The sequence below is a fragment of the Virgisporangium ochraceum genome, from assembly GCF_016863655.1.
Lineage (GTDB): Bacteria > Actinomycetota > Actinomycetes > Mycobacteriales > Micromonosporaceae > Virgisporangium > Virgisporangium ochraceum.
Map to the genome: position 1 here is coordinate 1 of NZ_BOPH01000110.1, position 25,383 is coordinate 25,383.

Here is a 25,383-nt window from a genome sequence, read left to right on the forward strand (position 1 = left end):
AACGATCAACACACACCCGAACCCCTGCGAAGACAGAGCGTCCGAACGCACAGTGACACACCACAACTGCATACGAATCAACGACTCAGAACACTAGGGACGTGGGTGCACCCGCCGCATGCACGCGACGAAGCCCTGGTCCATGTTCACCAGCTCCCAGCCCCGGGTCTCCAGGAACTCGACGGCGCTGAGCACCTCGTCGAACATCGTGTTCTCGGTGCCCCGCGTGAACCTGTCGGCCGCGCTGCGGAGCGGACATCGACGCATCATCACACATCGACCGCCGCTCGCGGTCAGTCGTGGATGCGGCCGAACTCGCCCAGCGGGTCGCTCGAGGTGCCGTGGATCGCGCGGATCCGGCCGGGCAGGTGGCTGCCGATCGGGGTGCCGGCGAGCAGGCGGGCGGTGAGGTACGGGTCGAAGCCGTCGTACCAGCCGAGCACCCAGTCGACGTAGCGGCCGTGCGCGGAGAAGTACGGCACCACGCCCTCCTCGGTCGGCACGGTGCGCACGAGCGGCGCGCCGCCGTCACGCAGCCGGGCGGCGTCGTCGGCGCACACCGGCACCCGCCGCCGCGCGCCGCCACCGGGCGCCCACTCCACCTCGGCGGCCGACGGTCCGTGCACCGGGTTGAAGAGGCACGGCGGCCGGTCACCGTTGGACCCGCCGTTCGCGCGGGCCATCGCCGCGGTGGCGGCCCGCAGGTTGTCGGCCCAGTTCTCGTTGGCGGCGAACCGCTCGGTCGCCTGCTCGGCGGCGCGCAGGTCGGCGTCGGCGCCCGCTCCGGCGGTGCCGTGCGCCAGCCGGCCGCGCAGCGTCGCCAGGTCCTCACGCAGCACGCCGGCCATCGCGGCGCGGTCCTGCTCCCAGCCCACGGCCAGTCCGCTCAGCAGGGCCTCGCCCGGGAAGAGCCCGAACCCGGCGGCGACGCCGTCGGGGGCGGCCGACCGGAAGACCTTCCGCGAGACCACCGCGAGCATCACGGCCCCCGACACCACCATCACCACGACGACGACCACCGCGATGAGCCACGGCTCCATGCTCCACCTCACCTGAGTTGATCAGCCGCCGAGCGTAGCCGGCGGAAACCACCAGGTCACGGCCCGGTTCGGTAGTTTGCGCCCGCCAAAAGTGGGCATTTCCCGCAAGCCCCGCCAGGTGCTGTCGTAAGGAGTACACACATGAAGCTGCCGGCTGCCCGCGGACCGGTGTCGCGGCGACTGGTCGACGTCCTCCGGCGTCCGGCCGGGTCGGTCACACCCCTGCCGACGGTCGTGCCGAACTGCGCCGAGGACCTCCAGATCACGCTCTTCATCTGCTACGAACTGCACTACCGCGGGTTCGACGGCGTCGACGAGCGCTGGGAGTGGGACCCCGGCCTGCTGCGGCTGCGGGCCGCGGCGGAGGAGCGGTTCGAACGCGAGGTCCGTGCCGTCGTGGGCGGGCTTCCGTCGGTGCCGGCGGACGCGGTGGGCCGGACACTGGTGGACCTCGTGGCGGCCGACGACGGACCGTCGCTGGCCCGGTACCTGGAGCGGCGGGCCACCCTGGCGCAGTTCCGCGAGTTCGCCGTCCACCGGTCGATCTACCAGCTGAAGGAGGCCGACCCGCACACCTGGGCGATCCCTCGGCTCGGCGGGCGCGCGAAGGCCGCGCTCGTGGAGATCCAGGTGGACGAGTACGGCGGCGGCCAGCTGGCCCGGATGCACTCGGAGCTGTTCCGCGGGGCGCTGGTCGGGCTGGACCTGTCCGACGGGTACGGCGACCACATCGACGCGGTGCCCGCCGTGACGCTCGCGATCAGCAACCTCATCTCGATGTTCGGGCTGCACCGGCGGCTACGGGGGGCGCTGCTGGGTCACCTCGCGGCGTACGAGATGACGTCGTCGGTCCCGAACCGCCGGTACGGCAACGGATTGCGGCGGCTGGGTTTCGACGCGGACGTCACCCGGTTCTACGACGAGCACGTCGAGGCCGACGCGGTCCACGAGCAGATCGCGGCCCACGACATGTGCGGCGGCTTCTGCGCCGACGAGCCCGACCGGGTCGGCGACGTTCTGTTCGGCGCGGCGGCCGCGCTGGCGCTGGACCGCCTGTTCGCCGGGCACGTCCTCGGATGCTGGCAGGCCGGGCGCCCGTCGCTGCGGGTGGAGGCGGCGGCCGTCGCCGCGTGAGACGCGGGGTCGGGAAGGCGCTGTCGCGCCTTCCCGGCTTTCCCGGGCCGGCGCGGCGTTCAGGTGCCTTCGCGGCCGCTCGGGGCGCGGAAGCCGATGAGCTTGTGGGTGCCGTCGCAGAACGGGCGGATCGCCGACTTCCCGCACCGGCACAGCGCCACGGTGCCGCGGCGCGCGTCGATGCGGGCGCCGTCCTGGGTGCGGAGCTCGAAGTCACCGCGGATGAGGAGCGGGCCGTCCTCGTACGGGGTCACGGTGGCGTGCGGGGCGTCGTCGTCGATCATCGACCGGTACTTCCCCGTCGGGGCCGGATTACGCCTGACGCCGGGCGGCCACGGTGCGGCCGCCCGGCGTCACCTCACGGAACTAGCGGGACGCGCGCCGCTGCCGGCCGTACGCGTTGGACGCCGGCAGGAAGAACAGCACCACGGCCGCGATCGCCAGCAGCGACACCAGGCCGCCGACGGCCATCACCGCCCCACCGACCGGCAGGAGCAGGTTCACACCGGTGAACAGCGCGGTCACCACCAGGATGATCGCCGAGATGATCCGGGTCGCCCGGCCACCACGCGCCGCGAAGATGGCCAGCGGCACCAGGACCAGCATCCAGAAGATGGTGTTGTAGGCCAGCGACGAGAAGATGGTCTCCAGACCCTGTGCGCGGTCGGTCGTCATGTCGACCTGGTCCGGGGTCACCGCCTCCGCACCGAAGTCGGGGCTGCCGGCGATCTGCTCCCGCACCATGTCGGTGACCGAGGCCAGCATCAGCACGGCACCGACGATGTTCAGCACCGCCACGCCCAGGGCCGCGCCCACGGCGGCGGTCAGCACCACCGGCCGCTCCCCCGACGCGGGCCGCCCCGGGGCCGCCTGATTCTGATACTGCTGGTTCTGATACTGCTGGTGCTGGTTCTGGTATTGATGGTTCGTCGCGACGGGTGATCCGTACGTCGACATTGTTCCTCCGAAAAAGTTGAAGATCCCCCAATGACGTTGAGCGACGGTAGTGCGGCACCGTATGGCGGACCGGATAGCGACCGTATCGACGTGATGCTTTGGACAGAGTTGTCGATCTGTCGTACCTTGCGTGGTGCATTTACGGGGGAACGGCCAGCCGGGGGCGTCGTGGCCGAGACGGGGGTTGCCGCGTATGCGGATCAGGGTCCTGGGCACCGTCCGGGCGGTCGACGGCGACGGACGGGTGGTCGCGCTCGGGCCCCACAAGCAACGGCTCCTGCTGACCACGCTCGCCCGCCGGCCGAGCGAGACCATCCAGACCTTCGAGCTCGTCGACGCGATGTGGGGCGACACGCCGCCGCCGTCGGCCGGTGAGAACCTGCGCGCCTACGTCCGCGGGCTGCGCACCGCGCTCGGCCCGGACATCGTGGTGGGGCAACGCCGAACGGGCTACGCGTTGATGGTGGACCCGTTCCACGTCGACGCCGTCGAGTTCTCCCGGTCCGTGCGCGACGGCGCGACCGCGCTGCGGCTGGGTGACCCGGCGGCCGCGCGCAACCTCCTGCACCACGCGCTCGCCCTGTGGCACGGGCCGCCGTTCGCCGACATCGAGCCCACGAAGGAGCTGGTCGCCGAGAGCGCCCGGCTGGAGGAGCAGCGGCTCGCGGCCCTGGAGGGGCGCATCGACGCCGACCTGCAGTGCGGCCTCGCCGGCGAGGTCGTGCCCGAACTGGACGAGCTGACCCGCCGCTACCCGTACCGGGAACGCCTCCACGAGCTGCTGATGGTGGCGCTGTACCGGTCCGGCCGGCAGGCCGACGCGCTGGCCGCCTACCGCCGCGCCCGTGACCTGTTCATCGACGAGCTCGGCGTCGAGCCGCGCGACCAGCTACGCGGGACCGAACAGGCCATCCTGCGCCGCGAGCCGTGGCTCGAACGGCCGGCGGTCGCGGCGCCGGTCGTCGCCGCACGGGCGGTGCCGGCCGAGCTTCCCGCGACGGTCAGCGGTTTCGCGGGACGCGACGCGGAGCTGGCCTGGCTCGACCGGGCCACCGCGCCGGTCCTGGCGATCGTCGGGATCGCCGGTGTGGGCAAGAGCGCGCTCGCGGTCGAGTGGGCACACCGGGCGATCGACCGCTTCCCCGACGGTCAGGTGTTCCTGGACCTGCGCGGGTTCCACCCCGGCACGCCGCTGCGGCTCGAGGAGTGCCTCGCCCGGCTGCTGCGGGCCTTCGACGCCGAGCCCAGCCTGATGCCACCGTCGATCGACGAGGCGGCCGCGATGTTCCGCTCGGCGGTGGCCCGTCGCCGGGCCCTGATCGTGCTCGACAACGCGCTGTCGGCCGAGCAGGTGCGGCCGCTGCTGCCCGGCAACCCCGACTGCGTCGTGCTCGTCACCAGCCGCAACCGGATGGCGGGGCTGGTCGCCCACAACGCCGCGGCGCAGCTCGCGCTCGACCCGCTGTCGGCCGAGGGCGCGCTGGACCTGCTGCGGCACGCGTTGGCGCCGTCGCTGGTCCACACCGAACCGGCCGCGGCGACCGACCTGGCGCGGGCGTGCGGCAACCTGCCGCTGGCGATGCGCATCGCCGCGGCCAACGTCGCGGAGAACCCCGACCGGAGCCTCGCCGAGCACCTGGCCGACCTGCGCGGCCGCAACCGGCTCGACGCGCTGCGCGTCGACGGCGACGAGCACCTCGCGGTGCGGGCCGCGTTCGACCTTTCCTACGCGGCGCTGACCGCCGACCAGCAACGGTTGTTCCGCCTCGTCGGGCTCGTGCCGGGACACGACATCGCGCCGCCGGCCGCCGCGGCGCTCGCCGGGTGGGACGTCGACCGGGTCCGCGACTGTCTCGACCGGCTCGCCGCCGCGCACCTGCTGCGGCACGGCGACGGTGACCGCTACTCCATGCACGACCTGCTCCGCGAGTACGCCCGCTCCCGGGGCCTGGCCGACGACCCGGCCGACCGCGCGGCCGCTCTCGACCGGTTGTTCACCGGGTACGTCCAGGCCGGCGACGCCGCGGCCCGGGCGCTGGTTCCCGTCACGTTGCGGCTCTTGACGTCGGAACGTGCGTCTCGTATCGAGCTGGACCGCGACGCCGCGCAAGCCTGGTGCGAAGCGGAACTGCAGAACCTGGTGGCCGCCTGTGAGTACGCCGCCGAGCACGGCCCGGCGGCCGCGGCGTGGCTGATCTCCGACGCGATGACCGGATACTGCTGGCTGCACCGCAACCTCACCGACTGGGTCCGGATGGCCGGCGCGGCGCACCGCGCGGCGGCCGCGGCCGGCGACCCGAAGGCGCAGGCGTCGGCGGCGATCAGCCTCGGTCGCTACCGGTACGAGGCCGGCGACCTGGAGGCGTCGGCCCGGCACTTCGAGGACGCGCTGCGGCTGAGCCGCGAGGCCGGGTGGTCGGAGGCGGAGGGGACGATCCTCAGCAGCGCCGGCAAGGTGCACGGAGCGCTGGGCCGGCTGGACCGGGCGGTGGGGTACCAGGAGACCGCGCTCGAGGTGCACCGCCGCGCGGGCCAGCGCCTCCAGGAAGCCGTGGCGCTGGCCCATCTCGGTATGACGTCGGCGTGGCAGGGTCGGCTGGTACCGGCCCGCGACGCGATGCGTGGGGCCGTGGACCTGTTGCGTGCGGAGGGTTTCCTCCCCGGTCTCATCTTCACGCTGGCGAACCTGTCGGACGTACTGTCCTTCATGGACGACCGCTCCTCCGAGCGGGAGGTCATCGGCGAGGCGGTGCGGATCGCCGCCGGGTTCGGCCAGCGGACCACCGACATCTGCGCGCTCCTGCTGCGGTCGCGCCTCAGCGGCGACGTGACCTTCGCGGCCCAGGCGCAGGCACTGCTGCGCCTGCCCGGCGACCAGGCCCTCGCCCGCGAGGTGCACCGGACGTTCGCCGCGGTCCACGAACGCTCGGGCAACCTGGAACAGGCCGTCGCCCACCACCGCATCGCCCACATGTTCGCCGCCACCGTCGGCGACCGGCACGAGGAGATCCAGTCCCTGATCGGACTGGCGACCGCCGAGCACCGCATGGGCGAGCCGACCGCGGACATCTCGCTGCGGCGGGCGCTGGCGGGGGCGCGCGCGGTGGGCTACCGCATCCTGGAGGGTCAGGCGGTCGCGGCGCTGGCCCGGATCAGCGCCGACCGCGGCGACGACGCGGGTGCGGCGGTGCTGGCCGCGGACGCGTTGCGTGTCCAGGACGAGACGGGCTGGCGCGTCGGCCGGGCGGAACTGGTGCGCCTGCGCGACTGACCGGTCCGTGGTGCGTCGGAGGCTGACTTCGGCGGTGCGTCAGAGGCCGACGAACGTCGGCGGGACCTCGAACTGCACCGCGATCCTCGTCGCGGTCATCGGGGCCAGTATCTCGGTGGCGATCCGTTGGTGGCCGGGGTGGTCGCGCAGCTCGCCGACCAGCGCGTCGACGTCGGCGGGCGTGACGCCCGGCCGGAAGGTCCAGATCACGACGTGAGCGATCATGACCGGCACTGTACGAGTATGGTGAGCCACATTCAACAGAGAAGGCAGGGCCGATGACGCGGATCGCGGTGGTGGAGGCGATGCGCCGCAACGGTCTGCGGGTCAAGCCCGGCGGCACACCGGTCAACGCGGCGATCCTCGACGTCGCCCGCCGGATCGGGCGTCACGAGCTGCGGCCGGGTCCGCACGTGCTGGTTGACAAGTTTGTTAAGTGACCGTACAACCATATTCAACACGGAGGCCCCGCCGGAGGCGCGCGTAGGCTGGTGCCGTACCTCGCCGGAATACGGCCGGACAGGGTGAAGGGGCAACCGAACGTGACCGATATGGACGCCGTCGGCAGCCGGATCCGCGCCGCGCGCCAGGCACAGGGTATGTCCCTGCGCGCGCTCGCGGAGAAGGTCGGCGTCTCGGCCAGCATGCTGTCTCTCATCGAGACCGGTCGTTCGCGCTCCTCGATCCCCACGTTGTACGCGATCGTCGAGGCCCTCGACATGTCGATGAACACCCTGTTCACCGGCGACCGCGAGGGGGTTCCCGTGCCGGTGGCGCCGGTGGCGGTGCCGGCCGGGCGCCCACCGGGCGGGTCGGAGATGGTCGTCGTGCGCGCCGACCACCGGCGGCGCATCGAGATGGAGACCGGCGTCGTGTGGGAGCAGTTGGGCCACAACGACGACGACGGGGTCGAGTTCATGCTGGTCACCTATCCCCCGGGCGCGAGGTCCAGCGACTCCGGCCGGTACCAGCGGCACAACAGTCTCGAGTGCGCGCACGTGGTGCAGGGCGAGCTGACCTGCAAGGTCGGCTTCGAGGAGGTCACGCTGCACGAGGGCGACAGCATCACGTTCGACTCGTCGCGGCCGCACCTGCTGGAGAACAACGGCACCGTCGCGATGCGCGCGGTGTGGCTGGTGCTGCGCCACCGCGGGTCGGAGAACGTCGACGGTGCGACGGCCGAGCACCTCGCCCGCCACCTCCCGAACATCGCGGCCATGGCCCGCCGCCCGCGCTAGGCCGACCGTAGACGATAGGCGGCCGTGGGGCGCGGCCGTGGGGCGTTGGCGTTGGGCGTGAACCTCGGTGAACGAGTGTCAAGTGAGGCTTGACACGCCTGATCTTGCCTCCCATGATGAGTGCCACACAACCGATCCCCGCCGCATCTCCTTCCGCCATCCGGATCGGAAACGACACTCCTGGCGCCGTCTGTGGAGGTTCCTCCAATATGTCCAACCTGCTTCTCGCCGGTGGCATCGTCGTCACCTGTGCCAACAAGCACGAGGTGCTCTGGCCCGGCGACATCCTGATCCGCGACGGCCGCATCGCCGCCATCGGCCGTGACCTGCAGGTCGACGACGCCGAGCGGATCGACGTCAGCGGCCGCATCGTGATGCCCGGCCTCGTCGACACGCACCGGCACACCTGGCAGTCGGTCGTGCGCAACATCGCCTCCGACTGGACGCTCGACCAGTACCTCGTCGGCCTGCACGCCGGCCTCAGCCGCTACTTCCGCCCCGAGGACACCTACGCGGGCAACCTCATCGGCGCCCTGGAGGCGTTGGACTCGGGCATCACGACGCTGCTGGACTGGTCCCACAATCTCTTCACCCCGCAGCACGCCGACGCCGCCATCGACGCGCTCGAAGAGGCGGGCCTGCGCGCCGTGTTCTCGCACGGCGGCGGGGCCGAGCAGTGGGGCGGCGTGATGCCGTCGCCGGTGCCGCACCCGGCCGACGACGTGCGTCGCCTCCGGAACGGGCGCTTCTCGTCGAACGACGGGCGGGTCACGCTCGGCGTCGCGGCGCGCGGACCGCAGTTCTCGACGCTCGACGTCACCAGGCACGACTTCCTACTCGCCCGCGAGCTCGGCCTCCGCGTCTCCGTGCACGTCGGCGACGGCCACTGGGGGAAGATCAAGCCGATCCACCAGATGAACGGCGAAGGCCTGCTCGCCGACACCACCACGTACGTCCACTGCAACAGCCTGTCCGAGGACGAGCTGCGGCTGATCGCCGACACCGGCGGCACCGCGAGCGTCGCCACCGACGTGGAGATGCAGATGGGACACGGGTGGCCGGCGACCGGACGGCTGCTCGCGGTCGGCATCACGCCGTCGTTGTCGGTCGACGTCTGCAGCTCCATCGGCGGCGACATGTTCACCACGATGCGCACCACGATCGCCGTGCAGCGGGCCACCGACAACTCCGACGCCGTCGCGCGGAACGAGGCGCCGGAACGGGTCAAGCTGTCGTGCGAGGACGTGCTGCGCTTCGCGACCATCGAGGGCGCGAAGGCGAACGGGCTCGACCACGTCACCGGCTCGCTCGAGGTGGGCAAGGCCGCCGACATCGTGGTGCTGTCGAAGGATTCTCTCGCGCTGACGCCCGTCAACAACCCGTACGGCTCCATCGTGTACGCCGCGCATCCCGGTCTGGTAAAGGATGTGCTCGTCGACGGCCGGTTCGTCAAGCGCGACGGCTCGCTCGTCGGCGTCGACCTCGACCGGTTGCGCGGCCTCGCCGAGGCGTCCCGCGACCACGTCATCGGGTCGCTCGAAGGGGCCGAGATCGGCGGACGCTGGCAGCCCGAGCCGAAGCTGAACCTGGCGTGACCGTACTCGCCGCTGCCCTGCCCCGCACCAAGGACCCGGTCGGCCAGCGCCTCATCGGCTGGCCGACCAGTCGGGCGGCGGCGGCCGTCGTGGTGCTGTTCGCGGTCAGCGCGGCGCTGTCGACCGCGAGCGTCGGCAGGACGGCGCTGCTGGCGATGCTGCCGTTCGCGGCGCTCACCGCGATCGTGGCGGCGGGGCAGACGCTCGTGGTGCAGCAGGCGGGGCTCGACCTGTCGGTCGCCGGCGGCATCTCGCTCGGCGCGCTGATCGTGGCGAAGTACGGCGGGCCGCAGCAGCTCGGCGCCGCGCTCGCGATCGCCGTCGCGATCGCGGCCGCGGTGTTCGCCGGCCTCGTCAGTGGTCTCGTGGTGACCGGGTTCGGCCTGCCGCCGCTCGTGGTGACCATCGCCGTCAACGCCGTCCTCATCGGACTCGTGCAGTTCCTGTCCGGCGGCTACAGCGCCCAGGCGCCGGCTCTGCTCACCGACTTCGCGGTCGGGCGGACGCTCGGCGTCCCGAACCTGGTGTGGGTGGCGCTCGTCGTCATCGCCGTCGCACAGCTCGTGCTGAAGGTGACCGTCGTCGGCCGCCGGTTCGAACTGGTCGGCGCGAACCGGCAGGCGGCGCACGCGGCGGGCATCCGGACCGCCCGCTACACCGTCTCCGCCTACGTCCTGTCGGCGGCTCTGGCCGGGCTCACCGGCGTGCTGCTCGCCGGATTCCTGCGCACCACGACGCTTTCGGCCGGCGACGCGTACCTGCTGCCGTCGGTCGCCGCGGTCGTGCTCGGCGGCACAGCGCTGAGCGGCGGACGCGGCAGCCTCACCGGCACCGCACTCGGTGCCCTGTTCCTCGGCCAGCTCAACCAGCTGGTGCAGACCTACACGCAGACAACCGCCGTGCAGAACATCGTGCAGGCGCTCATCATCGGCCTCGGGATCGTGGTTCAGCTGAACCTCGCGTCGCGGCTGCGGCGACGGGCCACCCGTCGCAACCCCACCTAGAACCCCGCAACGAACAGCGGACGCGACAGCGCGGTCCGCCGATCACCCCTGCCTGGAAACGGAGCTCCACCATGTCCCACCTCCGAAGCGCGTTGGCGGTCGCCGCCGTCCTCGCGCTCGCCGCCTGCTCCACCACCAACAAGACCGGCGACGACAGCGCCGGCGACGACGCCGCCGCCGCGCAGGTCTCCGTCGGCAACCGCGGACCGGTCTCCGCGCAGGTCGCCATGGACAGCGTCTGCGGCGACAAGCCCATCAAGGTCGGCCTCGTCGACGGCCTCGGCACCAACTCGTGGTCGAAGATCGTGCGCGCCGAGGTGGAGGACGAGGCGAAGAAGTGCAAGGCGATCACGAGCGTCGAGTACGTGGCCGGACGCGGTGACCTGCAGGCCACGCTGGCCGGCATCACCGGCCTCGCCAGCAAGGGCGTCGACGTGCTGCTCGTGATCCCCGACGCCGGTCCCGGCGCGGCGCACCTGAGCGCGATCCGTCAGGCGAAGAACGCCGGCGCGACGGTCATCCCCATCGCCGCCGACCCGACCGGCCAGGCCGGCTCGGACTACTTCGACTACGTCGACTGGGACACCGCGTACTCCGGCGAGGTCTGGGCCAGGTGGATGGTCGACCGGCTGGGCAGCAAGGGCGGCAACGTCGTCGTGCTCGGCGGGCCGGCCGGCAACGCGGTCTCGGCCGCCGAGATGACCGGTATCAAGAAGGTGTTCGCCGGCGCGTCCCAGATCAAGCTGCTCACCGACGAGCCGGTCACCACGAACTGGGACCCGGCACAGGCGCAGCAGGCGATGAGCGGGCTGCTGGCCAAGTACCCCCAGATCGACGGCATCATCAGCGACTACGGCGCCGCCACCACCGGTGTCGTCCGCGCGTTCCAGGCCGCCAACCGGCCGCTGGTGCCGATCGCCACCACCGACGACAACGAGCTCAGCTGCGGCTTCGACGCGTTGAAGGGCGCCAACCCGGCGTACGAGTTCGCGTCGGTGTCCTCGCGGACCTGGATCGGCCGCGTGGGGCTGCGCAAGGCCGTCGCGGTGAAGAACGGCAAGGCGAACGCGGAGCCGTCGCTGCTGCAGCTGGACCTGTACGAGGACTCGGCCGGCAAGGCCGCCGGCGCGATCGCGCCGAACAAGGCGTGCAAGCAGGGCCTGCCGAACGACGCGCCGCCCTCGTCGCAGCTGTCGGCCGACCAGCTCGGAAAGCTGTTCACCAGCTGATGAGCGCCCTCCAGCTGACCGGGATCGTCAAGCGCTACCCCGGTGTGCGCGCCCTCGACGGGGTCGACCTGACCGTCGACGCGGGCGAAGTGCACGCGGTGCTCGGCGAGAACGGCGCCGGCAAGTCGACTCTCGTCGGGGTGGCCGCCGGGTCGGTCACCCCCGACGAGGGGCGCATCGCGGTCCTGGGCCGGGAGTACCCGGCGATGACGCCCGCGGTAGCCCGCGAGCACGGGCTGGCGCTGGTGTACCAGACGCCGGCGCTCGCGGGCAGCCTGACGGTCGCGGAGTCGATGCTCCTGCTGCTGCCGGAGCAGGTGCGGCCGACGGTCGGCGCGGCGTCGGCGTGGACCGCGGAGCACCTCACCAGGCTCGGTCTCGACATCGACCCGGAGCTCCTCGTCAGCGAGCTCACGGTGCGCGAGGCGCACCTGGTCGAGATCGCGGCCGCGCTCGCGACCGACCCGAAGGTGCTCGTGCTCGACGAGCCGACCGAGGCGCTCGGCCCGGACGAGACCGCGTGGCTGTTCGAGCGGATCCGGGCCCTCGCCGCCAACGGCACGGCGGTCGTCTACATCACGCACCGCATCCCCGAGCTGCGCCAGATCGCGCAGCGGATGACCGTGATGCGCGACGGCCGGGTCGTCGGCACGGGTGCGGTGGCCGACCACACCGACGAGCAGATCGTCGAGCTCATCGTCGGCCGGTCGCTGGACACCACGTTCCCCGACAAGCCCGACCTCAGCGCGGCCGCGCCCGTACTGACCGTGGACTCCCTCGGCGGGGACGGGTTCGACGGCATCACCGTGTCGGTCGTCGCCGGCGAGATCGTCGGCTTCGCCGGTGTGGAGGGCAACGGCCAGCGGCAGGCGCTGCGGGCACTGGCCGGGCTGGTCCGCTCGCACGGGCGGGTCACGGTGCGGGGCCGGGAGATCTCGGGCCCCGCGGCCGCCGCGCGGCACGGCGTCGCGTTCCTGTCCGGGAAACGGTTGCAGGAGGCAGTCTTCGGCGACCTGAGTGTCCGGGAGAATGTCGGCGCGTTGCAGCTGTCGCGGATGTCGGTGCTCCGCACCGTCCTCACCGGAGCCCGGGAGCGGGCGCTCGTCGCGCCGGCCGTGGAGGCGTTGCGGGTCAAGGCCGCCAGCCTCGAGACGCCGGTGGGAACGCTGTCCGGCGGCAACCAGCAGAAGGTGCTGCTGGCCCGCGCCAGCCTCGGTGAGCCGACCGTCCTCCTCGTCGAGGACCCGACCCAGGGCGTCGACGCCGGTGCCCGGCTGGAGATCTACCGCGTGCTGCGGGAACTGGCCGGACGCGGCACCGCCGTGGTCGTCCTGTCGACCGACGCCGTCGAACTGGAAGGCCTGTGCGACCGCGTCCTCGTGTTCTCGCGTGGCCGCATCCAGGCCGAGCTGACGTCGACGTCACTGTCCGAAAAGGACATCACCGGCGCCGCGGTGCTCGCGACCGAGGAAACCGTTGCCGCGCCACCGGTCAGCGGCCGGCGCGGCCGGCGACGGCTCCTCGGCGGCGAGACCCACGCGGCGCTCGTGTTCGTGCTGACGCTGCTCATCGGCGGCGCCACCGCGGTGCACTCGCCGCCGTTCCTCAGCTCGCTGAACCTCGGACTGCTGTTGCTGGCAACGGCTTCGCTCGCGCTCGTGAGCCTCGGCCAGCTCGTCGTCGTGATGACCGGCGGCATCGACCTGTCGGTCGGTTCCGTGGTCGCGCTGTCGGTGGTCACCGCGTCGTTCTTCGCCACCGGCGCGCCGGCGCTGTTCGGGCTCGGCGTGGTCGCGGCGCTCGCGGTCGGCGCTGTCGTCGGTCTGGTGAACGGACTTCTGGTGACGCGCGTGAGCCTGCCACCGGTGGTCGCCACGCTCGTCACGTCGATCGGCGCGCTCGGCGTCGCGCAGCTGTTGCGCCCGTTGCCCGGCGGCCAGGCCGGCGACACGCTGCTCGCCGCGCTCGGCACGACGGTCGCGGGAGTGCCGATGGTGTTCGTCGTGGTCGTTCTGGTCGCGGTCGCAGGCCATGCGCTCGTTCGCAGGGCCCAGATGGGACGGGCGTTGCGGGCGACCGGTTCCGACAAGGTCTCCGCCGCCCGCATGGGGGTGGCGACCCGGCCGGCGCAACTGCTCGCCTACGTGGTGGCCGGTGCGCTGGCGGCCGGTGGCGGCATCGCGCTGTACGCGCAGACCGGGGTCGGCGACGCCTCGGTGGGGCAGGCACTGACGCTGGCGAGCGTCACCGCGGTGGTGCTGGCGGGAGCCAGCATCTTCGGCGGCACGGGGTCGGCGCTCGCCACCCTGTGCACCGCCCTGTTCCTGCAGACCATCACGAGCTCGTTGAGCTTCCTGTCGTTCAGCCTCGCCTGGCAGTACTGGATCCAGGGCATCCTCGTCGTCGCCGCGGCGCTGGTCCCGCTGATCCGCAGCCGCCGACGCCGGCGAGCGGTGGTGGCCCTGACCACCGCCTGACCGCTGCGGCCCGCACCACCCGCCCGCGCCACACGACCGCACCACCCGCCCGCACCACCCGCCCGCACCACCTGCCCGCACCACCTGCCCGCGCCACACGCCCGCACCACACGACCGCGCCACACGACCCGTCCAACCCCCGCGCCGCCCGACTCCCGACCCGTCCGACCCCGCGCCGCCCGACTCCCCGCGCCGATCTTGCAGTTATGGCCGGGACGAAACATCAGCAATCAGGACACAAGGGCGGCCACAACTGCAAGATCGGCGCAGAGGACGCGCAGGGCGGCGGGCAGGGCGGGCAGGCAGGGCACGCAGGCAGGGCGGCCTGCAGAGGGCCGCGCAAGGCGGGAGGCAGGGCTCCGCAGGGGGCGGGAGGCAGGGCTCCGCAGGGCGGCTCGCAGGGCTCGCAGGGATCGCTCGCAGGGCGGCACAGAGGCAGTACGTAGTGCGCAAGAAACGAAAGGGAACTCCATGTACCACGTCGACCGGATCGAGGGGTCGCGGGCCACGCTGCCCGAGGACTACCGCGGGCACAGCACGGGCTTCCGCCGGCAGGACGTCATCGGGCGCGAGTTCGGCTCGCACCACATGACGATGAGCGCGTCGACGCTCGACCCCGGTGGCCGCATCGACGCGACCGTCCACTCGTACGAGAAGAGCCTGTGGCTCCTCGACGGCGCGTTGACGCTGACCATGCTGGGCCAGACGGTCACATTGCGGCGCAACGACTGCGCGGTCGTACCGGTGGCCGTGGCGCACCAGCTCACCACCGGCGCCGAGGGGGCGCGCTGGCTGGAGATGTCGGCGCCGGTGCGGCTGCTGCTCGACAACCGCCGCCGGGACACGTTCTTCCTCGCCGACGACCTGGTCGCCGACGCCGCCGCGGACGTCGACCTGCGCGACCCGCGCAACCGCACCGTCTTCCGGTTCGACGACGGGTCGATGGACCTGCGGAAGCTGGCCCGGGGCAGCGACCCCGCCGCGCCGGAGGTGTCGGCGAGCATGGCGACGGCGATGCTCGCCTACAGCGGGATCGGCATCCGGATGCTGGCCGACCAGCGGATCCAGGCGCAGCTGCACACCATGTTCATGGTCGAGTACCAGCCGACCGCCGCGGCACACCCGCACGACCATCCCTTCGAGGAGGCGTACGTCTTCACCGAGGGCGAGACCGAGGCGGTCGTCGAGGGCGACCACCTCGTGCTGCGCCCCGGCGACGTGCTGTGGACCGGGTCGGGCTGCGAGCACGCCTTCTACAACCGCACCGACGGGCGGACGCGGTGGGTCGAGACACAGGCGCCGCAGCCGCCGGCCCAGCACTCGTACCGGTTCAGCCGCGACTGGGACTACCTCGGCGAGCAGCTGTGCGCCGGCACGAAGGTGGAGCCCACCCGATGACCACCGTCGGACTCGTGGGCACCGGCCGGATGGGTTCGGCGATCGGTCACCGGCTGCTCGCCGGCGGCGCGGACCTGACCGTCTGGAACCGCACCCCGGAGAAGACCCGGCCGCTCGCCGACGCCGGTGCCGCGGTCGCGGAGTCCATTGTGGACCTCGCCACCCGCGACGTCGTGTTCGTGGTGGTGTCCGGACCCGACGACCTCCTGGCGGTGCTCGACCGGCTGCTCGCCGGCCCGGAGAGGCCACGGGTGGTCGTCGACGTCTCCACGGTGTCGGAGCAGGCGTCGGCGACGGCGCGCGCGGTCGCCGCCAGGGCCGGCGCGGGCTTCGTGGCGTGCCCGGTCAGCGGGAACCCGGACGTCGTCGCGGCCGGCGACGCGGTGTTCGTCGCCTCGGCGCCGGAGGAGCAGTTCGCGGCCGTGGAACCGTTGCTGCGCACGGTGGTGAAGGCCGCGGTGCGCGTCGGTGACGGCGAGCAGAGCCGCCTGGTGAAGCTGTGCCACAACCTGTACCTGGGCATCATGGTGCAGGCGCTGGCCGAGGTCACCGCGCTCGCCGAGAAGAGCGGAGCCGACCGGGCCGCGTTCCTCGAGTTCCTCGGCCGGACCGTCGTCGGCTCCGACTGGGTCCGCCGGCGGGCGGGCGCCCTGGCCGCCGGCGACTTCACCCCGACGTTCACGAACACGTTGCTGCGCAAGGACCTCGACCTCGGCCTGGCCGCCGCACGGGAACACGAGGTGCCGATGCCCGTCGCCGGGCTGACCCACCAGGTCGTGCAGACCGCCGTCGGCCGCGGGCTGGGCGACCTCGACCTGCTCGCCCTGTACCGGTTGCAGGCCGACGCGTCGGGGCTCCACACATGATGCGGGCGGCGGTGTACCACGGCGTGGGCGACGTGCGGATGGAGTCGCGCCCGGTCCCCGAGCCGGCAGCCGGCGAGGTGCTCGTGCGGGTCGGTGCCGCCGGCGTCTGCGGCAGCGACGCGGCGGAGTACCGGCACACCCCGACGCTCGTCCCCGGCGACGGCACGCGGGCGACGACGCCCGTGGTGCTGGGCCACGAGTTCGCCGGTGAAGTCGTCGCGGTCGGCGCCGGCGTCGATCCGGGCCGGATCGGTGAACTGGTCGCGTGCGGCGCCGGGATCAGCTGCGGTGACTGCGCCGCGTGCCGGCGCGGGCGCACGAACCTGTGCGTCCGGTACCACACGATCGGGTTCCACCGCGACGGCGGCCTCGCGGACCACGTCACGGCACCGGCCGGGATCTGCGTGCGCGCCGACGACCGCGGCCTCACCGCCGACACCGCCGCGCTCGCCCAACCGATGGCCGTGGCCGTGCACGCCCGTGACCGCGGCGCCGCCGCACCCGGCGACCTCGCGGTCGTCGTGGGCGTCGGTGGCATCGGTGCGTTCCTCACCTACGCGTGCGTCGCCGCCGGGCTGCGCGTGTGGGCCGTCGACGTCGCCGACGACCGGCTCGCGCTGGCCCGGTCCCTCGGCGCGGAACACACGATCCAGGGTGACCCGGCCGCGGCCCTCGCCGACGCGGGCCTGCGCGCCGACGTCGTGTACGAGGTGACCGGAATCGTGCCCGGGCTGCACGCGGCCGCGGCGGCCACCCCACCCGGCGGGCGGCTCGTGCTGGTCGGCATCCAGAAGAACGTGCCCGCCGCCCTCGACGGTGCCCACCTCGCCCGCTGGACGCTCCAGGAGGTCGACGTCGTCGGCACCGTCGCGCACACCTGCGCCACCGACCTGCCCGCGGCCCTCGACGTCCTCGCCGGCCGCCCGTCCTGGGACGACATCGCGGGCACCGTGTACCCGCTGGCCGACCTCGTGACCGAAGGCCTGGCCCCGGGGCCGGCCCGTCAGATCAAGACGCTCTTCGACCCCTCCGCCGACGCACCCCGCCCGGCCGAACACCACAGGGAGAACCGCCATGTTCATCCGGTCGACGGTCGCGACGCGAAGTAACACAAGAGAGCGAGACACCATATGAGCACAGCCACCTTCGGGATGAACGTCGTCGACTGGGAGGCGCGGGTCGACATGGACCGGCTGCGCACCGACCGGTTGTCGCGGCTGAAGAAGCACCTGGCGGACTCCGAGGTGGGCGCGCTGCTCACCTTCGACTTCCACAACATCCGTTACATGACAGCCACGCACATCGGCACCTGGGCGATGGACAAGCTGATCCGCTTCGCCCTCCTGCCCCGCGGCGGCGAGCCGGTGCTGTGGGACTTCGGCTCGGCGGCCCGTCACCACCAGCTCTACGCGCCGTGGCTCGACTACCGCGACGCCGCGGGCGTGGCGGACAGGGCCCGCGGCACGAGCGGCGCACGCGCCGGCATCTCGGTGCTGCGCGGGGCGTTCCACCCCGACTCGTCGGTGGCGGAGAACGTGGCCCAGAAGATCTACGAGGAGCTGGAGCGTTACGGGCTGCAGAACGAGCCGCTCGGCGTAGACCTGCTGGAGCTGCCGATCCTCAACGCGCTGCGGGCCAAGGGCATCGAGGTGGTCGACGGGCAGCAGGTGTTCCTGGAGGCCCGCCGCATCAAGACGCCGGACGAGATCTCGTTGCTCACCACCGCCGCCTCGATGGTCGACGCCGCCTACGACGACCTGTACGGGTTCCTGCGCCCGGGCGTGCGGGAGAACGAGACCGTGGGACTGGTCGCCAAGCGCCTGTACGACCTCGGGTCAGAGCACGTCGAGGGCGTCAACGCGATCTCCGGTGAGCGCTGCTCGCCGCACCCGCACGTGTTCAGCGACCGGCTCATCAGGCCCGGCGACCCGGCGTTCTTCGACATCCTGCACAGCTTCATGGGCTACCGCACCTGCTACTACCGCACGTTCGCGGTCGGTAGCGCCTCGCGCGCGCAGGTCGACGCGTACAAGCGCTGCCGCGAGTACATGGACCGGGCCATCGAGCTGGTGCGGCCGGGCGCCACCACCGCCGACATCGTCAGTGTGTGGCCGACCGCACGCGAGTTCGGCTTCGCGGACGAGGAGGCGGCGTTCGCGCTGCAGTACGGTCACGGGGTGGGCCTCTCCATCTGGGAGAAGCCGATCTTCAGCCGGTTGGTTTCCCTCGACCACCCGGAGGTACTGGAGGAGGGCATGGTGTTCGCGTTGGAGACCTACTGGCCGTCGGCCGACGGGGTCGGCGCGGCACGGATCGAGGAGGAGCTGGTCGTGACCGCCGACGGCGCCGAGGTCATCACGAAGTTCCCGGCCGAGGAGCTGCTCGTCGCCGGCCGGCGCTACTACACCACCGCCGGCCCGCTGCCGACCCAGCGTCACGCCCAGTCCCACATCAACAACCGGAGTGAGAAGGAGAGCTGAGATGGCCATAGCGACGGTCAACCCGGCCACCGGTGCCGTCGAGCGCGAGTTCACCCCGATGTCCGACGCCGAGGTCGAGGCCGCGCTCGCGGCGGCGGCCGGTGCGGTGACGGCGTTGCGCCGCACCACGTTCGCCCAGCGGGCGGAGTGGATGCGGGCCGCGGCCGACCTGCTCGACGCCGACGCGGGTGAGCTCGCGAAGACGATGACGCGCGAGATGGGCAAGACCGTGAAGTCCGCTGAGGCGGAGGTACGCAAGTCGGCCACGGGATGCCGGTTCTACGCGGAGCACGCGGAGTCCTTCCTCGCACCCGAGCCGGTCGACCCGGACGCGGTCGGCGCCGACCGGGCGTACTCGGTCTACCAGCCGCTCGGCGTGGTGCTCGCGGTGATGCCGTGGAACTTCCCGGTGTGGCAGGTGCTGCGGTTCGCCGCGCCGGCGCTCATGGCGGGCAACGTGGGTCTGCTCAAGCACGCCTCCAACGTGCCGCAGACCGCCGAGTACCTCGGCACGCTCTTCGAGCGGGCGGGCTTCCCCGCCGGCTCGTTCGCGAACCTGCGCATCGGGTCGGCCGGCGTGGAGAAGGTGCTGCGCGACGACCGGGTCGCCGCGGCCACGCTCACCGGCAGCGAGGGCGCGGGCCGTTCGGTCGCCGCGATCGCCGGCGACGCGCTGAAGAAGACCGTGCTGGAGCTCGGCGGGTCCGACCCGTTCCTGGTGCTGCCGAGCGCCGACGTGGCGAAGGCGGCCGAGACCGCTGTGACCGCGCGGTGCCAGAACAACGGCCAGTCGTGCATCGCCGCGAAGCGGTTCATCGCCCACGCCGACGTGTACGACGAGTTCCTCGACGCGTTCACCCGCGGCATGGCGAACCTGAAGGTCGGCGATCCCGCGGCCGAGGGAACGGATGTGGGACCGGTGGCGACGGAACAGGGCCGCACCGACCTCGTCGAGCTCGTGGCCGACGCGGTGGAGAAGGGCGCCAAGGTGCTCACCGGCGGCGACGTCCCCGAGGGGCCGGGCTGGTTCTACCCGCCGACCGTCCTCGTCGACGTCGACCCGTCGATGCGGCTCTACCACGAGGAGACGTTCGGACCGGTCGCGGTCGTGTACCGGGCGGCCGATCTCGACGCGGCCATCGAGGTCGCGAACGCCACCGCGTTCGGGCTCGGCGCGGTCGCCTGGACCCGCGACGAGGCCGAGCAGGAGCGGTGCGTCGCCGAGCTGGCGTCCGGAGCGGTGACCATCAACGGCATGACCGTGTCGTACCCGGCGCTCCCGTTCGGCGGCGTGAAGCGCAGCGGCTACGGTCGCGAGCTGTCCGCCGCGGGCATCCGCGAGTTCTGCAACCTGAAAGCCGTGTGGGTCAAGAGCTGAAGATGGACGGGTGCTGGGACAGCTCCACCCGCGTGCGGCGGATGTGGCCTTCCAGCACCCGGCCGGCGTCGACCGCGTCACGCCGGCGCAGCGCGTCGAGCAGCAGCCGGTGCTCGGCGTCGACGACCCACCGCCGCGGCTCGCCGCTGAGCGTCATGAACAGCCGTCGGTAGTACTGGGTGGAGTTCCACATCCGTACGACCGTGCCCGCCAACGGTTCCACGTCGCACCGCGAGTAGGTGAGGAGGTGGAACTCGCGGTCGAGGCGGAGGAACTCGGTGACGTCGGTGTGGCGCTCGATCGCGTCCTGCACCGCGTCGAGCTCCGCCAGGACGGCGTCGTCGAGGAGGGGCAGGCTCTCGGCGAGCGCGAGCGGTTCGAGCTTCTCGCGCATCTGGTACAGCACGTCGACCTCGCGGGCGCTGAGCAACGGGACCCGCGCGCCCTTGTTCGGCTCGTGCTCGGTGAGCCCTTCGGCCGTGAGGATGCGCAGCGCGTCGCGGACGGGAAGCCGGCTGACCCCGAGGCGTTCGGCGATCTCCTCCTGCCGCAGGCGCTGCCCGGGCCGGAGCTCCCCGTCGAGGATCGACTGCCGGAGCGACGCGGCGATCCGCAGGCTCTCATTCACGCTCGAACGCCTTGCCGCCCGGGTACGAAACCAGCTCGAACTGCATGCCCCACGGGGCTAGAAAGTACACCCACCGCTGCCCCGCGCTGGGGCCACCGCTGGCGGTCGGCGCGCCGAGCACGGTCACGCCGTGCTTCTTCAGGTGGTCCACGGCGGCGTCGAGGTCGTCGACGTAGAGCGCCACGTGATGACCGCCGACGTCGCTGTTGCGTGGCGGCACCGGGTTGCGGTCGGGCGCCTCGTAGTGGAAGACCTCGAAGACGGCCTGCTTCCCGCAGCGGAAGAAGTGCAGCTCGCGCATGACCGTGCCGGGGCCGACGTTCAGGTGCTCGCGCATCCAGTCGTCGCCGCGGTCGAACGGGCCGAGCGAGTACAGGTACTCGCAGCCCAGCACGTCCACGAGAAAGCTCTTCGCCTGCTCGAGGTCGGGAACGGTGAAGCCGATGTGGTCGACGCCGGCGAGTCCGGGAAGCATGGGATAGGGCCCTTCTTTGGATCCAATCTTACGATCACAGCATGCATCGTCGCAGTTCGGAGCGGAAGATCTCTTGTGATTGGATCCAATCGCTGCGAGACTGGCTCACATGCCTGAGCACCGCCGGCTCGCCCCCGACCAGCCGTGGGTCGAGCTCACCGTCACCGACGCCGACTGGGACGCCGCCGCTCCCGAGCTACTGACGTCGATGTACACGCAGCTGATCCTCATCCGGGCGTTCGAGCAGACCGTGCTGAAGCTCGCGTCGGAGAACCTGGTGCACGGTCCCGCGCACTCCAGCATCGGCCAGGAGGGCGGCGCGGTCGGCTCGGTGCTCGCCCTGCGGCCGGGCGACACCGTGAACGGCTCGCACCGCGGCCACCACCAGTTCCTCGCCAAGGTGCTCGCGCACGTCGAGCCGAAGGGCATCGACCCGCTGACCGACCACTCCCCCGAGGTCCGCGAGATCGTGCTGCGCACACTCGCCGAAATCTGCGGCCTCGACCGCGGGTGGAGCCACGGCCGCGGCGGGTCGATGCACCTGCAGTGGAAGCAGGCCGGTGCCATCGGCACCAACGCGATCGTCGGTGGCGGCGTGCCGTTGGCCGCCGGGTCCGCCTGGGCGCACCGGCATGCGGGGACCGACGCGGTGGCGGTGACGTACTTCGGCGACGGCGCCACGAACATCGGGTCCACGTTGGAGACGTTCAACCTCGCCGCCGCCTGGAAGCTGCCGCTGTGCTTCTTCGTGGAGAACAACCACTACGCGGTCTCCACCACCGTCGACGAGTCCACGGCCGAGCCGCGCCTGTCGGCGCGCGGCCCCGGGTTCGGCATCCCGAGCTGGCGGGTCGACGGAATGAACGTGCTCGCCGTGCACCTCGCGATGGCCGAGGCGGTCGCGTCGATGCGCGCGGGCAACGGGCCGACGCTCGTCGAGGCCGACGTGTACCGCTATTACCACCAGAACGGCCCGTTCCCCGGCAGCGCGTTCAAGTACCGCACCCGCGAGGAGGAGGACTCCTGGCGCGCCCGTGATCCGATCACGCAGCTGGAGAGCCACCTCGAGCGCCGCGGCATCCTGTCCACAGTGGACCGGAAGGCGGCCGTCGCGCGCGTCGACAAGCTGATGGCCGACACCTGCGACGCGCTCCTCGAACCGGCACCCGGCGGCAAGCCGCAGGAGCGCCGCATCAAGCCGTCGGAGTGGCCCGATCCCGCGTTCGTCGACGTGGGTGTGCGCGGCGATCTCTCCGAGTTCTCCGACGCCGCTGCGGAACCGTCGTCACCGGGTGAGCCGATCAGGTTCATCGAGGCGGTTGCCCGCGTGATGGAACGCCGCATGGCCGCGGACGACAGCATCGTGGTCCTCGGTGAGGACATCCACCGGCTCGGCGGCGGCACGAACGGTGCCACGAAAGGGCTCAAGGACGCCTTCCCCGACCGCGTGCTCGGCACGCCCATCAGCGAGAACGCGTTCGCCGGTCTCGGCGGCGGCATGGCCCTCGACGGCCGGTACCGGCCCGTCGTCGAGTTCATGTACGCCGACTTCATGTGGGTCGCGGCCGACCAGCTGTTCAACCAGATCGGCAAGGCCCGCCACATGTTCGGCGGCGACGACCCGGTGCCGCTGGTGCTGCGGTCGAAGGTCGCGATGGGCACCGGGTACGGCTCGCAGCACTCGATGGACCCGGCGGGCGTCTTCGCCACCGCCGCCGGGTGGCGCATCGTCGCGCCGTCCACGCCACGCGACTACGTCGGGCTGATGAACAGCGCGCTGCGCTGCCAGGACCCGGTGCTGGTGCTCGAGCACGTCGACCTGTACGCGTCCACCGGCGAGGGCCCCGGCGACGACTGGGACTTCTGCCTTCCCGTCGGCCGCGCGGCCGTACGCCGCTCCGGCGCGGCCGTCACGGTCCTCACCTACCTGGCGATGACCTCACGCGTGCTCGACGCCGTCGAGCGGACCGGCGTCGACGCCGAGGTCATCGACCTGCGCTGGCTCGACCGGGCCAGCCTCGACTGGGACACGATCTCCGCGAGCGTGCGGAAGACCAACCGCGTGTTGATCGCCGAACAGGGAGCACTGGGTACCTCGTACGGCGGCTGGCTCGCCGACGAGCTCCAGCGGCGCCTCTTCGACTGGCTCGACGCCCCCATCGAACGCGTCACCGGCGGGGTCGCGTCGCCCAGCATCAGCAAGGTGCTGGAACACGCCGCCATCGCCAACGCCGACGACGTGGCCCGCGCCCTCGCCGGAGGCTCCGATGCCTGAGCTGCTGCGGATGCCGGGAATCGCCGCCGGCGACGAGGAGGTCGTGCTGTCGGGCTGGCCGGTCGCCGCCGGCGCCCCGTTCGCCGCCGGCGACGTCATCGCCACGGTGGAGACGGCCAAGGCCAACGTCGACGTGGAGGCCCCGTCGGCCGGGGTGATCCTGCGGGTGCTGGTGCCCGAGGGCACGACCGTGCAGGTCGGCGACCCGATCGCGCTGCTCGGCGCCGAGGGCGAGCAGGTGTCCGATGTGGACGGAGCCCTGGCGGGCCTGGGCGTCGGCCCCGCACCGACGCAGGCCGCGGGCACACCGGCTGTCGACACGCCGCCGACGCCGGCCGCCGGTACGCCACCGGCTCCGGGTGCCGTCGAGCCGTCGGCTGCGGGTGCCGGCGAGCCGTCGGCTGCGGTGGCGTCCGGCGGACCGGCCAACGGCCGCGTCTTCGCGAGCCCGCTCGCCCGGAAGCTGGCCCGCGAGGCCGGCATCCCGTTCGAGACCCTCACCGGCACCGGACCACACGGCCGCATCGTCCGCGCCGACGTGGAGGCCGCGATCGCCGACCGCGCCACCACCGAACCGGAGGTCCAGCCGGCACCGTCCGCAGCACCGTCCGCAGCACCGGCCGCCCCACCGGCCGCCCCACCGGCCACCGCGCCGGCCTCTCCACCGGCAGCCGTGCCGGTCGACAGTGGACGGTCCGACCTCGTGCCGCACTCCCGGCTGCGCAGGGCCATCGCCCGACGGCTCACCGCGAGCAAGGCGACGGTGCCGCACTTCTACCTGCGCGGCAGCGCCACCGTCGACGCCCTCCTGGCGCTACGCGCCGACATCAACGCCGCCGGCACCGCCGCGAAGATCTCGGTCAACGACCTCGTCGTCAAGGCCGTCGCCGCCGCGCACCGCGCCGTCCCGGAGACGAACGTCGTCTGGACCGACGACGGCATGCGGCGGTTCGACACGGTCGACATCGGCGTGGCGGTGGCGACCGACGGCGGGCTCGTCACCCCGGTGGTGCGCGGTGTCGACCGCCTGCCGGTCAGCCAGGTCGCCGCCGCCACCGGCGACCTCGCCGACCGGGCCCGGCGCGGCGCCCTGCGCCAGGACGAGCTCGAGGGCGGCAGCGCCACCGTCACCAACCTCGGCATGTACGGCACCGAGGAGTTCACCGCGATCATCAACCCGCCGCAGTCGATGATCCTCGCGGTCGGCGCCGCCCGCCGCGAGCCGGTCGTCACCGCCGACGGCGGCCTCGCCGCGGCCACCGTCCTGCGGGTCACGCTGTCGGTCGACCACCGTGCGATCGACGGCGCGCTGGCCGCCCGCTGGATGCGGGCGTTCCTCGACCTGCTCGAGCACCCGCTACGAATCCTGATCTGACCGCCGCCCGTACAGGTCCCGCATCAGGGCACGCAGGTCCACGACGGTGCCGGTGCCGCCCGTCCCCGGCAGGCCGGCGCCGGCCGGTCGGGGGCCGGCGTCGCGGTCGTCGCCGGTCGGACGCGAGTGCTCGACGACCGCCGCGACCGTCTCACCGCGGGCGCGCTCGGCCGCGGCACGCTGCTCGGCGGCCGCGGCGTCCTCCGCGCTGCGCCGCGCCTCCTCGCGCGCCACGGCTGCGGTCTGCCGGGCCGCCGTGGCGTCCTGCCGCGCCGACTCGACGGCCGTACGGTTCACCTCCCGGCCGAACAGCCAGCCGACGGCGGTGAACACGATCGCCTCGACGGCGCTGAACAGGTAGATGCGCCGCTGCCACACCTGGTCGGAGGACCGGTCGGCAAGCACCACCATCACGACGACGAAACCGGCGAACGCGACGAGCAGCGCGACAGCGATGAGGTACTGCCGGTTCCAGTGCCGCCCGTCGGTCGACACCGGATCGGACGGCGGGACGGGTTCGGTCGGAACGGGATCGGTCACGGGTCAGCTCCCTGGTCGCGGGT

General features: G+C 72.4%; 23 protein-coding genes. 15 read left to right on the plus strand and 8 right to left on the minus strand.

Annotated features, from left to right (window positions below; translation table 11 throughout):
• Positions 1-93 precede the first annotated feature (93 nt).
• Both Voc01_RS40210 and Voc01_RS40215 read right to left on the minus strand, forming a co-directional pair.
• On the minus strand, positions 94-267 hold the full coding sequence (locus Voc01_RS40210) for a hypothetical protein (protein WP_203932962.1): 174 nt from the start codon (positions 265-267) through the stop codon (positions 94-96).
• Positions 268-293: 26 nt separating this feature from the next.
• Complete coding sequence (locus tag Voc01_RS40215; RefSeq protein WP_203932963.1) at positions 294-1,040, minus strand: hypothetical protein; 747 nt, start codon at positions 1,038-1,040, stop codon at positions 294-296.
• 141 nt (positions 1,041-1,181) lie between these two features.
• Between Voc01_RS40215 and Voc01_RS40220 the strand changes: the two genes are divergently transcribed.
• Entirely contained in the window at positions 1,182-2,174 is a 993-nt protein-coding gene (locus Voc01_RS40220) for an iron-containing redox enzyme family protein (protein WP_203932964.1), read from the plus strand.
• A gap of 59 nt (positions 2,175-2,233) precedes the next feature.
• Here the strand turns inward: Voc01_RS40220 and Voc01_RS40225 are convergent, their stop codons facing one another.
• Together Voc01_RS40225 and Voc01_RS40230 are read right to left on the minus strand one after the other, a co-directional pair.
• Positions 2,234-2,458, minus strand: a complete 225-nt coding sequence (locus Voc01_RS40225) for a CDGSH iron-sulfur domain-containing protein (protein ID WP_203932965.1) — start codon at positions 2,456-2,458, stop codon at positions 2,234-2,236.
• An 82-nt stretch (positions 2,459-2,540) separates the two neighbouring features.
• Positions 2,541-3,008: a hypothetical protein gene (locus tag Voc01_RS40230; RefSeq protein WP_203932966.1), complete on the minus strand. Its 468-nt coding sequence runs from the start codon at positions 3,006-3,008 to the stop codon at positions 2,541-2,543.
• 316 nt (positions 3,009-3,324) lie between these two features.
• Between Voc01_RS40230 and Voc01_RS40235 the strand changes: the two genes are divergently transcribed.
• Positions 3,325-6,402, plus strand: a complete 3,078-nt coding sequence (locus Voc01_RS40235; protein WP_203932967.1) for an AfsR/SARP family transcriptional regulator — start codon at positions 3,325-3,327, stop codon at positions 6,400-6,402.
• 39 nt (positions 6,403-6,441) lie between these two features.
• Here Voc01_RS40235 and Voc01_RS40240 read toward each other — a convergent pair whose 3' ends face one another.
• On the minus strand, positions 6,442-6,627 hold the full coding sequence (locus tag Voc01_RS40240; RefSeq protein ID WP_203932968.1) for an antibiotic biosynthesis monooxygenase family protein: 186 nt from the start codon (positions 6,625-6,627) through the stop codon (positions 6,442-6,444).
• A 53-nt stretch (positions 6,628-6,680) separates the two neighbouring features.
• On the opposite strand from Voc01_RS40240, the gene Voc01_RS40245 reads away from it, so the two are divergent.
• From Voc01_RS40245 to Voc01_RS40295, 11 genes are all read left to right on the plus strand, one after another.
• Positions 6,681-6,842, plus strand: coding sequence for a hypothetical protein (locus Voc01_RS40245; protein ID WP_203932969.1), 162 nt, complete (start codon positions 6,681-6,683; stop codon positions 6,840-6,842).
• A gap of 111 nt (positions 6,843-6,953) precedes the next feature.
• Complete coding sequence (locus Voc01_RS40250; RefSeq protein WP_239160844.1) at positions 6,954-7,640, plus strand: helix-turn-helix domain-containing protein; 687 nt, start codon at positions 6,954-6,956, stop codon at positions 7,638-7,640.
• A 209-nt stretch (positions 7,641-7,849) separates the two neighbouring features.
• Positions 7,850-9,235, plus strand: coding sequence for an amidohydrolase family protein (locus Voc01_RS40255; protein ID WP_203932971.1), 1,386 nt, complete (start codon positions 7,850-7,852; stop codon positions 9,233-9,235).
• Positions 9,232-10,239: an ABC transporter permease gene (locus Voc01_RS40260; protein WP_203932972.1), complete on the plus strand. Its 1,008-nt coding sequence runs from the start codon at positions 9,232-9,234 to the stop codon at positions 10,237-10,239. Before Voc01_RS40255 ends, Voc01_RS40260 begins: the two co-directional genes overlap by 4 nt.
• 71 nt (positions 10,240-10,310) lie before the next feature.
• The gene (locus tag Voc01_RS40265) at positions 10,311-11,468 is read left to right on the plus strand and encodes a substrate-binding domain-containing protein (protein WP_203932973.1); all 1,158 of its coding nucleotides are present in this window, start codon (positions 10,311-10,313) and stop codon (positions 11,466-11,468) included.
• Entirely contained in the window at positions 11,468-13,945 is a 2,478-nt protein-coding gene (locus tag Voc01_RS40270; RefSeq protein ID WP_203932974.1) for an ATP-binding cassette domain-containing protein, read from the plus strand. Before Voc01_RS40265 ends, Voc01_RS40270 begins: the two co-directional genes overlap by 1 nt.
• A gap of 471 nt (positions 13,946-14,416) precedes the next feature.
• Positions 14,417-15,343, plus strand: coding sequence for a cupin domain-containing protein (locus Voc01_RS40275; protein ID WP_203932975.1), 927 nt, complete (start codon positions 14,417-14,419; stop codon positions 15,341-15,343).
• Positions 15,340-16,209, plus strand: a complete 870-nt coding sequence (locus Voc01_RS40280) for an NAD(P)-dependent oxidoreductase (RefSeq protein WP_203932976.1) — start codon at positions 15,340-15,342, stop codon at positions 16,207-16,209. Before Voc01_RS40275 ends, Voc01_RS40280 begins: the two co-directional genes overlap by 4 nt.
• Positions 16,206-17,318 (plus strand): zinc-dependent alcohol dehydrogenase, encoded by a 1,113-nt coding sequence (locus Voc01_RS40285; protein WP_203932977.1) that lies wholly within the window; start codon positions 16,206-16,208, stop codon positions 17,316-17,318. The genes Voc01_RS40280 and Voc01_RS40285 overlap by 4 nt, the downstream gene beginning before the upstream one ends.
• Before the next feature lie 21 nt (positions 17,319-17,339).
• Positions 17,340-18,689: a M24 family metallopeptidase gene (locus Voc01_RS40290; RefSeq protein ID WP_203932978.1), complete on the plus strand. Its 1,350-nt coding sequence runs from the start codon at positions 17,340-17,342 to the stop codon at positions 18,687-18,689.
• Between the two features lies 1 nt (position 18,690).
• Positions 18,691-20,067: an NADP-dependent succinic semialdehyde dehydrogenase gene (locus Voc01_RS40295; protein WP_203932979.1), complete on the plus strand. Its 1,377-nt coding sequence runs from the start codon at positions 18,691-18,693 to the stop codon at positions 20,065-20,067.
• Here the strand turns inward: Voc01_RS40295 and Voc01_RS40300 are convergent.
• Positions 20,057-20,695 (minus strand): GntR family transcriptional regulator, encoded by a 639-nt coding sequence (locus tag Voc01_RS40300; RefSeq protein ID WP_203932980.1) that lies wholly within the window; start codon positions 20,693-20,695, stop codon positions 20,057-20,059. The two genes, Voc01_RS40295 and Voc01_RS40300, sit on opposite strands and share 11 nt — an antisense overlap.
• Complete coding sequence (locus Voc01_RS40305) at positions 20,688-21,170, minus strand: VOC family protein (protein WP_203932981.1); 483 nt, start codon at positions 21,168-21,170, stop codon at positions 20,688-20,690. The genes Voc01_RS40300 and Voc01_RS40305 overlap by 8 nt, the downstream gene beginning before the upstream one ends.
• Positions 21,171-21,279: 109 nt before the next feature.
• Here Voc01_RS40305 and Voc01_RS40310 point away from each other — a divergent pair, with 109 nt between their 5' ends.
• Positions 21,280-23,445 (plus strand): alpha-ketoacid dehydrogenase subunit alpha/beta, encoded by a 2,166-nt coding sequence (locus Voc01_RS40310; RefSeq protein WP_203932982.1) that lies wholly within the window; start codon positions 21,280-21,282, stop codon positions 23,443-23,445.
• Complete coding sequence (locus Voc01_RS40315) at positions 23,438-24,820, plus strand: dihydrolipoamide acetyltransferase family protein (protein WP_239160841.1); 1,383 nt, start codon at positions 23,438-23,440, stop codon at positions 24,818-24,820. Before Voc01_RS40310 ends, Voc01_RS40315 begins: the two co-directional genes overlap by 8 nt.
• On the opposite strand, the gene Voc01_RS40320 is transcribed toward Voc01_RS40315, so the two are convergent.
• Positions 24,803-25,360, minus strand: coding sequence for a hypothetical protein (locus Voc01_RS40320; protein ID WP_203932983.1), 558 nt, complete (start codon positions 25,358-25,360; stop codon positions 24,803-24,805). The genes Voc01_RS40315 and Voc01_RS40320 overlap by 18 nt on opposite strands.
• Positions 25,361-25,383 lie beyond the last annotated feature (23 nt).